The sequence below is a fragment of the Bacillus sp. L_1B0_5 genome (assembly GCF_000836715.1).
GTDB lineage: Bacteria > Bacillota > Bacilli > Bacillales > Bacillaceae_G > Bacillus_A > Bacillus_A thuringiensis_S.
On record NZ_JXIS01000045.1, the window covers coordinates 134,977 to 147,079 of the forward strand.

The following is a 12,103-nucleotide window of genomic DNA, read 5'->3' on the forward strand; positions in this document are numbered from 1 at the left end:
TTTTTCACGCATATTAATAAAAAATTTTATAGCGAGGTGTGTATATGCAAAAAGCAATTAGTTTCTTTCTCCTATTGTTTTGCCTAATTGTAGTAAACGAAACATACGCCTATTCACCAAACTCTTTACCAATCTCTCAAAACTCTGATCAATGGCAAGTGAATATTGATAAACCGAAAAAAACAAACAAGAATATGCTTCAAGCTAAAAAAGATGAATTTCAAACATATCATTTTTCAGTAAAAAATGTCGGGAATAGTGAGGTATATAACGTAAACGTCGAAGTATTCCGCAACGAACCAAATAAGAAAACGAAATATGAACTCTTTTCCCTAAAGGAAAGTCGTTTAGCAAGTGGAAAAACTGGATTTGAACACGCTAATTTACCTGTTGCTACAAAAGCGGATGAGGTTGATGTTATTATTACATGGCAAGAACACCCTTTCCGTTCGATGCGGAATGGTCAAAAAGTTGAATCTAGAAAATTTAAAGAGCATTTTGTTTTTAAAGAAGCTAAAAAGTAAAGGGAATACGGATATATTGACACTATCATTGATATAGCTTTATTTACTAGTACCAGTTCGTAAGCAAATTAAAAAGTCGTGGCTTAATGCCACGACTTTTTATATTAATTCGTACTAATGCCTCTCGCTGCCCAAATGCGATCGATATCAGCAGCATGTTGTCCACCATATAAAAGAGCATCCGCTTGCTTAATCGCTTTTGCTCCATCACTGAATTTAGAGTTTGGTGTTAATGACCAGTGTGATTGTAAAATGATTTTTGTTGCTACATCACGGCCAAAAGCTTGTGCCATTTCGTATTGACCTTGAGCCCAAATTTCACCATCATCATGCACTTCATTCGTTATATCTTTCGGATATACTTTATTCGTATCTAATCGGCGTAAGCATGTTGGATCTGAACTAGAATAAGCTGTCGCATCCCATTCTCCAACACATGCTTTACCATATCCAGTAGTCGATACTGCATCTTCATATGTAGCACCTAAGAAGTCGCCAAATCCTTCTCCCATCGCTCCACCTTCTGCTGAACTACCAAAGCCAGGAACTTGGTTATCTTGAATCGAATGCCCATATTCATGTGCGATAATACCAGCATCTTCTGCATCATCAACACCGCCAGTACCGAAAGTTAAAGCTTTTGTTGATGGAGAATAGAATGAGTTATCATCAGTTGTACCATTAACATTCACTTTTATCGAACGGTTATTAATATTTTTAAAACCTAGACTTTGAATGTAACGTTGCAATGTGTCGATATGATAGTACGACATAACATCTTCAAAGCTATCATTTGCGCGTGTATAGTTAAATTGTAAATTCGTAGATTTTGTTTTCGCTTTTGAAGAAATCGTTACATATTCTCCAATTAAAAATCCTGTTCCATCTAAACCTTTTAACGTAACAGTTTTCAGTTGGTTCGTTAGAGCTGTTGAATCTGCATCGTTATTATCTTTTAAGCCTACTTTACTACCGCTAGATACGACTGGGTTAGGTAAAAATACTTTTCCTGACCCTTCAGCTTTTCGGTTTATATCAACCTTTTTAATTAACTTTCCATTTTCTGCATCAATAAATGTTTCCCATGCACCAAATGGATTATTAGAATGGACTACAACTTTATATACTGGACGAGCAATTCCTTCTTCAACAATATATCCGAACTCTTTATCTGTAGGAGCCCATAAATTTTGCTCACTTGCTTCTCCAACATACGCCATTGATTTTTGTATTGCATCTTTTTCACTAATTTTTGTCGTTACTTCCTTCACACCTGTAACAGGCTGATAATCAGAAACAGCGAGTACTCCCTTTCCCTCTCCATTAAGAGTAACTGTAATTTGTTTTGAAAATACAGGCGCACCGTTAACAACTTGTTGGAACCTAACATATGAAGCTACTGACGTTTCTGTTGTAGAAATATATTGCAAGTCTGAAAGGTCTGTTTTCAATCCATACTGCGCAGCATTTTCTTTTAAATATTCAGTTGCTTTTTTCTGTGGCGAATAAGCTTCTAACTTTACTTGCTGTTGTTTTTCCAATGCCGAAACCGTAGAAATCGTCCCCATTACTAACGGTACAGTCATTGCCATTGCCACCATTTTTTTATTAAACATAGAACCACTCCCCCTAATAAAGTAGCTCAACCTTATCCCATTACCACTAGGCAATCATTCCCCACAAAATGGGGGGATAAAAATTGAATCTACGAGTAATTCTCTATAAACACTTCTATTACCTTTTCATTTAGGGTAAGTGAAATTTTCTCAATATTTATGTGTAAAGTGAACACAATACTTTAGAAATATATTTCTAAAGCAATTCCTTAACTCTTAAACTTTTTAAATGACTTTGTAAAAAACAGGCTACTTTTTACCTAACGGTAGGTTGAAAAAATATTAATGAATGATACGATTTATATAACCTTTTTTAGGAGGCTTTATTATGAGCAAAAGTGAAGAAACACTCTCTTCAATTATGGAAGCAAGCTATCGACTGTTTGCCGGACATGGTATTACCAAAACGACTTATTCAATGATTGCTGAAGAAGTCGGAATTGCTAAACCGTCCATTTATTATTACTTCAAATCTAAAGATGCATTAATTGAATGTATTTTCACAGAATTATGTGCTGCGATGCAGTTTTCTTCCTTCTTCCATACAGAAGAGTTTACGAAAGAAAATTTTATTGAGAAATGCATTGAAATTGGATTCAAAATAATTGATGAACAGCAGAACGATCCTTATTTTAATCGTGTGTTGCAAGAATATGTATTACTATCTTCAAGAAATGATATGTACAAAGATCGATTACTAACTGTGCAAACAGAATATTTACAAGGATTTGAATCCCTCCTTACAAAAGCAAATGAGCTTCAATTGATTGAAAATAAAAATCTAGTTTCAAAAGCTCATATGTTAGCATTAGTGCTTGATAATGTCGGGAATTTTATGATGTTACATGTGGATATAGATTATAGACAAATATGGATGGAAGCTGTAAACAGTATTTTTGAAAGAAGGGATTGAATTGAATACTAAAAAACGAATTATCGGCTTAGACTTTGCTAGAGCTTTGGCGATGTTTGGTATGCTGCTTGTTAATTTTATGGTTATAACAGGTGCAGAAGGAAATGGTCCCCCATTTTTAATAACTTTCATGTCACTTTTTGAAGGTAGAGCTTCTGCCTTGTTTGTTATACTTGCTGGAATTGGCATATCTTTAATGACTAGATCATCTGTTGCTAGCAATGAAAAAACAAAAATTTCTAATAGCCGAAAAATCATCTGGAAACGGGCACTATTCTTATTTATTTTAGGATTATTTTTATACGTAATGGAGTGGACTGGGGATATATTACACTACTACGGTGTTTACCTTTTCGTTGCTGCATTACTCATTACAGTCCGAAAAAAAGCATTACTCTTGTTATCTATTATTATCCTACTCTTGGCACAATCTCTTCAGCTTACTTTCAATACTTTCGAAGGTTGGGGAGGTCCTACTCCATTTATAAACTATGTAGACTTCTGGACAGTAAACGGTTTTCTTCGCAATCTATTCTTTAATGGTTATCACCCTTTTTTCCCTTGGTTTTCGTTCTTCTTAATCGGTATGATAATTGGCAGATTAGATCTTCATAATAAAAAGATTAGAGATAGGTTGCTCTTGCTCGGTATTACATTCACCATACTGATAGAACTTTTATCAAAAGGGCTCACGCATTACTTCATTCCACACATTGGCAAAGAAGCTGCTACATTTTTGTTTAATACAGGACCCATTTTACCAAATATATTATATATTTTATCTGCTACAGGATCCGCTATTGCTATATTAATACTTTGCCTCTATATCACTGAAAAATATGAAAATAATTGGTTTGTTACTTCCATTATACAAACAGGTCAATTAACATTAACTCATTATGTAAGTCATGTATTTATCGGGATTGGGACATTAATTCTATTCAATAGAATGGAACATCAAGCACTACTTTTCGTTTTATTATTTGCTACTGTATTTTTCATTTTCAGTATTTTGTTTAGCGTATTATGGAGAAAGAAATTTTCTAGAGGACCTATTGAATGGATTATGAGGAAATTAGCTAGTTAATTTACCTCCATACGAAAAAGGAAGTTGGAATCATTCCAACTTCCTTTTTTCTTTAATTAGCTGCACTTAATTTAACTCTAAGTTTTGTTTCACCTAAAGAAAGTTCATCGTCTTCGTTCGTTAAGTGACCAAATGTAAATTGTTTAACGAGTAAGTTTTCTTCCAATAAATCTTTATGGTTCGTTAACGTTCGTTGTAGTTCTTCTTCTGTATCGAGAATAACATCGACTCGTAAATTAACTGGTAAATTCAACTGTTTACGATATTCTTGAACCGCACGAATGAATTCACGCGCTACTCCTTCTTGTAACAATTCTTCCGTTACATTCGTATCTAACATAACTGTATATTGTCCGTTAGTCGTATTAGAGAATCCTGATTTTGCAACTTTTTCAACTAACACATCTTCAGCAGTTACAACTACTTCTTCTCCTGGTGTTGCTTCGTAAACTGCTCTTTCTGTTGATACAAAGTTTTGTACTTCTTCTTGTGATAATTGTTTTAGCCAACCATTCACTGCATTCACATTTTTACCGAATTTCGGCCCTGCTGTTTTAAAATTGAGCTTCAATTGATATGATGTGTATTTTGTTTCATCGAGTTCAACATGGAACGCTTTTACATTTAACTCATCCATAACGATATCACGATAAGATTCCCAATCCATATCATTCTCGTTATGCTCAAGTAATACAAGTTCTGCTAGCGGCTGTTTTACTTTTAAAGAATGCTGATTACGGTTACTTCTTCCAAGTTCAACAACTTGTAAAACAGCATCCATTTCCGCTTCTAATTTCGGCTGAAGTAGTGATTCATTTACAACTGGATAATCAGCTAAATGAACGCTACTTCCTTCTAAATTAAGATGAATGTCTTCCGCGACAAACGGTGTGAATGGTGCAATTAATTTACTAATTGTTACAAGTACTTCATGAAGTGTCTCATACGCAGCAGCTTTTTCAGAGTTCATACCAGATTCCCAGAAACGATTACGTGAGCGTCTTACATACCAGTTACTCACTTCATCTACAAGTGCTGCAATTTCACGAGCTGCATTCGTAAATTGATAATCATCAAGTGCTGTTCTCACTTTTTTCGTTGTACTATGCAATCTTGATAATACCCATTCATCCAATTTCGTACGCTTTACATCATACGTTTCTTTCGGGTTATACTCATCTAAATTTGCATATAAAACGTAGAAGCTATACACATTGACTAATGTATCTACAAATTTAGATTTCGCTTCCAGTACGGTTCTTTCAGAAAAACGCTTCGCGTTCCACGGAGCACTATCAACAAGTAAAGCCCATCTTAGCGCATCTGCACCAAACTTATCTACTAAATCAACTGGATCTAGTGCATTCCCTTTACTTTTAGACATTTTCTGCCCTTCTTCATCTAAAACATGCCCTAGTGATAACACTCGTTTATACGGTACTTTTCCTGTATACAGTGCTGAGACTGCTAATAAACTATAAAACCAGCCGCGTGTTTGATCAATTCCTTCTGCAATAACATCAGCTGGAAACTGCTCTTCAAATAACTCTTTATTTTCAAATGGGTAATGATATTGTGCAAATGGCATGGAACCACTATCAAACCAAACATCAATTACTTCTGGTGTACGATTCATTGTGCCTCCGCATTTTTCGCAGCAGACTTGAACTTCATCTACATAAGGCTTATGCAATTCTAAATCTTCCGGTGTTTCTTTCGTACTATGCTTTCTTAATTCGGCAATGCTTTTCGGCGCAAACTGATGATCACAACTTTCACATTCCCATACGTTTAATGGCGTTCCCCAATATCTATTTCGGCTAATATTCCAGTCCACCATATTTTCTAAAAACTTACCAAAGCGTCCATGTTTCATATGATCCGGATACCAAGTAACTGAATCATTATTTTGTAAAAATGTATCTTTAATTGCAGTTGTTCGGATTAACCAACTTTCTCCTGCATAATAAAGAAGTGGTGAATCACAACGCCAGCAATGTGGATAGCTATGTTCATATTTTTCTTTATGATATAGTAAACCTTCTTTCGCTAAATAACGAACAATGTCAACGTCACAATCTTTTACAAATTTACCTTTCAAAAATGGTACCGCTTCTGTATACTCACCTTTTTCATCTACAACGTGCAAGAATGACAATCCTTCACTTTGAACAACTCTATAATCGTCCTCTCCATATGCTGGAGCAATATGAACAAGTCCTGTACCACTATCTGCCGTTACAAACTCTGCTGCGATAACGCGGTAACCATTTGTAACTTCTTTCATCGGAAATGGCGCTGTATAAGATGTGTTTAATAATTCTTCGCCTTTATGAACAGATAATACTTCATAGTTTTCTTTTAATACTTCTTGTACACGTTCTTTCGCAACAATGTATACATGACCTTCTTGTTTTGCTTTAACATATTCCATATTTGGATGTACAGCAAGCGCTACGTTTGCTGGAAGTGTCCAAGGCGTTGTTGTCCAGCCTAAGAAATACTCATTTTCACTATCTTTCACTTTAAACTTCACAGTTGCACTTAAATCTTTTACTGTTTTATACCCTTGTGCAACCTCATGTGAGCTCAATGAAGTTTGGCAGCTTGGGCAGTATGGTGAAACTCTATGTCCCTTATATAACAATCCTTTTTCATGGATCGTCCCCAAAATATGCCATACACTTTCAATATATGGATTCTCTAAAGTTACATATGGATCATCCATATCTACCCAATAACCAATACTTTCAGTGAATTCACGCCACTGCTTTTCATATGTGAAAACACTCTCTTTACACTTTTGAATAAATGGTTCAATGCCATATTCTTCGATCTCATGTTTACCAGAAATACCAAGTTGCTTCTCAACACCTAGTTCTACAGGTAAACCGTGTGTATCCCATCCTGCTTTTCTTACTACTTTATAACCAGCCATCGTTTTATATCTTGCTACTAAATCTTTAATTGCCCGACCAAGTGCATGACCGACGTGTGGTAAACCGTTCGCCGTTGGTGGTCCTTCATAAAACACAAACGATTGTGCGCCTTCTCGATTCTGAATTGATTGTTCAAAAATGCTTTGTTCGTTCCACTGCTTACGAATACGTGTTTCTCTCCCTACAGCTGACTCTTTTACATCTACTTTCTTCATCTACAATCACTCCTTTGAATGTTTTAAAAGCACACAAAAAACCCGCCCCTATGAAGTAGGGACGGGTTTACCCGCGTTACCACCCTAATTCTATTAGCTTTTCACTAATAGCGCTTAGCAACGTACTATCATACGTGTTCTTTGTAACGGTAGACATCCGTCCGGGCTTACTCACTTTCAGCCTCGGCTCCTCGGAGATGATTTTCAAATAACGTCTGTCCACCGGCTTTCAGCAATATACCGGCTCTCTGGAGAACAGTTCACTATTTTACTCTTTCTCGTCTTCAGATTTGTATACTTTATTAAAAGCTATTTTATGCCATTTGACAACTAATTGTCAACTAATTCAAAATATATTCTTATCCTTATCCCCTATTCTTATACAATTACTTTTCAAATTCTCGCAATGCTGCTAAATTTTCATCATCCTCAATAAGTTCAGCAAAGAATCCCGATTCATCCTCACGAAGGACAATTTCAAGCTCTTCCTTCGCCTCTTCATTTCTATTTAACTGTGCTAAATAACAAGCACGATCATATCTTGCTAACAAATCACTTGCATCCATTGTTAATACTTCATTTGCTATTTTTTCTGCCTTTAGTGTTTGGCCGGCACCATGATATGAAGACGCTAAAGAAAGAAGAATTACTGTTTCATTTCGATGATGTATAGAAGCATTTTCTAATACTTGAATTGCCTCTTCAAACCTTTCTTGACTTTGGTACATTTCTCCTAAAGCAAGAAATGCTCTACTTACGAACGGTGTTTGCTCCGTTAATTGTAAGGTAATCTTTTCTGCTTTTCTTTCTTCCCCTGCTTTAAAGAATACTTGTGCTTGCAGAAGAAGAGTATCATAATCATCTGGTAGTTCTCGAACCATTTGCTTCGTTAATTCCAAAGCATCTCTTAACATATCTTCTTCCTCGCACTCAACGAAAAGATTTACAAGTTGCTTCGCTACTTCATAATCCCATTTATTTTCTAGTGACGTGTGCAGAATCTCTATCGCTTCTTTATTCATCTCTACATTCTCATAAAATAGCGCAAATCGCTGTGCTGCCATACTATTTTTCGGATTTAACTTTAAAGAGATTTCATATAAATCAATTATCATAGTAACCATTGAAATTTCTTTCGCACGATTTTTCATACGATAAAAAGCTCTCGTAATGATAGATCGTTTCGGCTGTTCATGCAGCTGGCGTTCAATCCATATTTCCGTAACCGCAGCTGCAGCATACATGAATGCTGTACTTCTTTCTGCTTTTTTCACCTTTAACGTATGAAGAAAATCTCGTATGTTAGACAATTTTTTATGTTGCTCTACTGCTTTTACATAAACATCAAATATACGTTCATTATCAAAATCTTTTTGTATTACTTTCATTGCAACTTCAATTGCTTTTACATTTCTTTTTTTCACTAATACTTTTGCATAATGATATAGAACTTCTATATGCTCACCATCTAATTGTAGTGCGTATTCAATCTGTGCTTGTTCTTTATCTATTTCATTCATCGCTCCGTACACATATGCAATCGCATCTAAACGCCATATTTCAGGTACTTCTTCCTCTAATTGTTCTAGTTCAGTCAGCAATTCTTCCTGAAGATTCATATCTACTGAAAGCTGTGCCAAATATTCCATATTAATATGCAACGGCTCTTCCTTCATCGCCTGAACCATATGACTTTGTTCTTTAGAACGGTTTTCTTCTTTTTCGTATATTTCCGCAAGCTGTAAATGTACACCTACGAAATTCCCATCAAGCTCTAAACATGTTTCATACGCTTGTTTTGCTTCCGTCAATTGCCCTAATGCCATAAGTGTTTCACCAATTCGGTAATACGGTAATGCCGTTTCCTTTTGTTCTATCGCCTTATTATATCTTTTCATCGCTTGGCCGTACTGTCCAATAGATTCATATAAAATACCTGCATAACAACCGTACTCACTTACTTCATTTCTTTCTTTGTGTAAAGTTCTTAAAAACGCTATACCTCGTTGTACAAATTCCGTTCCTTTAATTCGATTCACATATTCATCTAACGCACTTGCTACATTATAATCGCTTTTCTTTATACCATTTTCTAACTTAGATAGCGCTACTTTAAACCCTTCTTCATTTCCACCAAGTTCAAGTTCAGCATCCCATAAAACCATTCCTGCATTCATGAGGAAATCTTGGCTCTTTTCAATTTGCTTCTCAAGACCAAGAATGTATTCTTTTGCTTCCTTGTATTGTTCTCTTGCCATATACACTTGTGTAAGTCCGAAGTGAGAATAAACATCCTCATCGTTTTCTTCTAAAGCACGCTTATACAATACTTCTGCTTCTTCCAAGCTATCATTTTGAAAATGATAGTCACCTAATTTTACGTAAAGAGGTGCTTTATCATCACAATTCTCAATACCGTTTAATAAAATTTCTTTCGTACTTTCCTCATCCTTCAAATCATATTCGTATATTTCCGAAAGTTTCGTATAAATGTAAGGTGCATTACTATCCAAATGAATCGCTACTTTAAGCCCTTTTATTGCTAAATATAATTTTCCTAGTTGATGTGCACATCTCGCTCGTTCATACCATACATGTGCTTCATATTTATACTCTTTTAACAAGTCATTAAAGATTTCATATGCTTCTTCATATCTTTCTAAATCTATTAATATTAAACCGTGATTCGTTAAAGTGAACCTTTCAGGACTGCGCTCTAACGCAACTTGTGAATATTGCAATGCTTTTTCAGATTGATCAATATACATATAGGATAAAGCAAGAAAACTCCAAGCAATAGGCTGATCTGCGTCTAATTGTAACGATGAACGAAAGCTTGAAATCGCTTCTATATAACTTTCCTGCTCAAAAGCATATCTTCCGTTTATTAAATGATATAAAGCACGATTATTTTTCTTCTCAACGCTTGTCAGCATTTGCTCCGCTTTCTCTACTTCCTGAAGACGAATAAAACACTGTGCACCATGCAATTTAACAAAGTCCGAGTTCGGAAACTTTTCCATTAACTTATCGATACAATATAAAATAAATTCTTTATCTACTTCAACATCTAAGTGCTTTATCGTATATAACCACGTATTTGGATTATCGCTCGTTTCTTTTAAAAATTGTACTAAGTTACTAATTCCCTCTTTATCCTGTTCATCTAAATGATCCGTAAGAGAAAAAATAGATTTAAAATAACGATTTTCTTCCTCACTTAGAAACGCTAGTTGCGCCTTCTTTTCTTTCGGAACAAACGTGATTGCTAAACAGCCTGTATAACGATATTTTTCTTGTAATTTACTATATTCCACAAGAACTGGTTCTATAAAGTTTGGATCTTGAACATAGAAAGCTTGCAATGTATCATCATATCCAGATAGAACTTGTACGTGTGAAGCATGCTCAATATCTATACTTAATAAAACAGGAATTCCTTCATCAATCAGTCTCTTATAATTCTCTTCATTCCCTTTAAAATAACGATATTCATAACCTAATTCTTCTAAATAAGAAACAGTATCTGAAAACTTCGATCCTGTCATATCAAAAATAAACTCTGCTATTTCATCTTGTGTACGTATCTCTCCCCATATACGCAACATCATCTCTAAACTTGTCGGAACACAATAATTATCCTTTTGTACAATAGGAACTATCGGCAAGTGAACCTTTTTTCCATCCGGATTTTTTTCTAAATTATGATATAAAGATTCTTTTAAACTCTTTTCTTCTTTTAATAGCTTTTGTAAATCTGCAAATTTATTCATTTTGTACAGCGCTTCTGCACGTAAATGTACAAAGTAAGTGTTATAAGCATGATATGGCAGCTGAGTATTTATGTTATCTATTACCGCTAACATCTCTTCATATTGCTCTAAATCTAATAAATACTTTACCTTCTCAAAATGAAAATATGGTACTTGTGGGAACTTTACAATCGCATCATCAATTAACTGTATCGCACGTTTTTGTTCTCCTTTATTTGCATACAATTGTGATAATAAATAGGTAGATAACTCTTCACAATCTTCATGCTGCATGCCAGCAATAAATTGTTCTTCCGCTTTCTCCCATTCGCCTGTATGCATATAAACGTAGCCCCATTTATCAAACACTACGCGCGTACTGTACTCCTCTGCTTTTTGCATATACATTAGCGCTTCTTCGTTTCTTTTCATTTCTAAAAGACATCGTACTAACGTAAAATATGTTTTCGCTAAAAAATCGGCATCTATTTCTTCTTTATTGCTCTCTTCTAAAGTTTCTTTTAACAGCTGCTCTGCTTCAAGAATTTTCCGCTCATCAATTAACTCATCACAATATAAAGAGAGCGTTCTCATATTTGGGAATTTTTTATAAGCGTAGCGAATGAGGAATGAACTGTATTGGTGCATAAGCCCTTCATCAGTAAGGCGAATTAATATATCAAACTCCTTATGCGAAGGAATATTAGCAAGCCACTTCTTCACATAGGATAAAGTATTCGTTTCTTTTATATATGCAATTTCATTATTTATTTCCTGTAATCCATCTACAAATCTCTTGTCTTTTAAACAAGTTTCTAACTGCTTAAAATCTAGCATGCATTCACCTCGAATTTATATTTATACTGCCACTTGCTTAGATTTTACACACCATATAGTATGTATTCAACTAAAATCTCTTATAATGGATGGTATTAATTAATATTATTCAAATTTATAACAAAATATAGTAAAAATGATTGTTTTTCTCCGTATTTTGTTTAATTATATGGAATAACGTAACATGCGGTTTTAATCTTGTAGAAGCTGAAATTAGTAC

6 protein-coding genes and 1 other annotated feature are annotated in these 12,103 nt (G+C 34.8%); of the genes, 3 read left to right on the forward strand and 3 right to left on the reverse strand.

The window, feature by feature from the left end; all coding sequences use genetic code 11:
* Positions 1-44 precede the first annotated feature (44 nt).
* Positions 45-524 (forward strand): hypothetical protein, encoded by a 480-nt coding sequence (locus RT27_RS15220; RefSeq protein WP_043936560.1) that lies wholly within the window; start codon positions 45-47, stop codon positions 522-524.
* A 104-nt stretch (positions 525-628) separates the two neighbouring features.
* Here RT27_RS15220 and RT27_RS15225 read toward each other — a convergent pair whose 3' ends face one another.
* Positions 629-2,140 carry a M36 family metallopeptidase gene (locus RT27_RS15225; protein WP_000482274.1) on the reverse strand — a complete coding sequence of 504 codons (1,512 nt, stop codon included), beginning with the start codon at positions 2,138-2,140 and terminating at the stop codon, positions 629-631.
* A gap of 328 nt (positions 2,141-2,468) precedes the next feature.
* Here RT27_RS15225 and RT27_RS15230 point away from each other — a divergent pair, with 328 nt between their 5' ends.
* Together RT27_RS15230 and RT27_RS15235 are read left to right on the forward strand one after the other, a co-directional pair.
* Positions 2,469-3,053, forward strand: coding sequence for a TetR/AcrR family transcriptional regulator (locus tag RT27_RS15230; RefSeq protein WP_000045218.1), 585 nt, complete (start codon positions 2,469-2,471; stop codon positions 3,051-3,053).
* A 1-nt stretch (position 3,054) separates the two neighbouring features.
* Positions 3,055-4,140 (forward strand): heparan-alpha-glucosaminide N-acetyltransferase domain-containing protein, encoded by a 1,086-nt coding sequence (locus RT27_RS15235; RefSeq protein ID WP_043936561.1) that lies wholly within the window; start codon positions 3,055-3,057, stop codon positions 4,138-4,140.
* A gap of 52 nt (positions 4,141-4,192) precedes the next feature.
* Here the strand turns inward: RT27_RS15235 and ileS are convergent, their stop codons facing one another.
* Both ileS and RT27_RS15245 read right to left on the reverse strand, forming a co-directional pair.
* Complete coding sequence (gene ileS, locus RT27_RS15240; protein ID WP_043936562.1) at positions 4,193-7,294, reverse strand: isoleucine--tRNA ligase; 3,102 nt, start codon at positions 7,292-7,294, stop codon at positions 4,193-4,195.
* Positions 7,295-7,348: 54 nt separating this feature from the next.
* Positions 7,349-7,588 (reverse strand) — a binding site (T-box leader).
* 92 nt (positions 7,589-7,680) lie between these two features.
* Complete coding sequence (locus RT27_RS15245; protein ID WP_043936563.1) at positions 7,681-11,883, reverse strand: bacteriocin-processing peptidase family protein; 4,203 nt, start codon at positions 11,881-11,883, stop codon at positions 7,681-7,683.
* Between the last annotated feature and the right edge of the window lie 220 nt (positions 11,884-12,103).

What these genes read in the sequence shown, in the direction of transcription:
- RT27_RS15220 (WP_043936560.1), top strand. Translation starts at nt 45, where the DNA reads ATGCAAAAAGCAATTAGTTTCTTTCTCCTATTGTTTTGCCTAATTGTA.
- RT27_RS15225 (WP_000482274.1), bottom strand. Translation starts at nt 2,140, where the DNA reads ATGTTTAATAAAAAAATGGTGGCAATGGCAATGACTGTACCGTTAGTA.
- RT27_RS15230 (WP_000045218.1), top strand. Translation starts at nt 2,469, where the DNA reads ATGAGCAAAAGTGAAGAAACACTCTCTTCAATTATGGAAGCAAGCTAT.
- ileS (WP_043936562.1), bottom strand. Translation starts at nt 7,294, where the DNA reads ATGAAGAAAGTAGATGTAAAAGAGTCAGCTGTAGGGAGAGAAACACGT.
- RT27_RS15245 (WP_043936563.1), bottom strand. Translation starts at nt 11,883, where the DNA reads ATGCTAGATTTTAAGCAGTTAGAAACTTGTTTAAAAGACAAGAGATTT.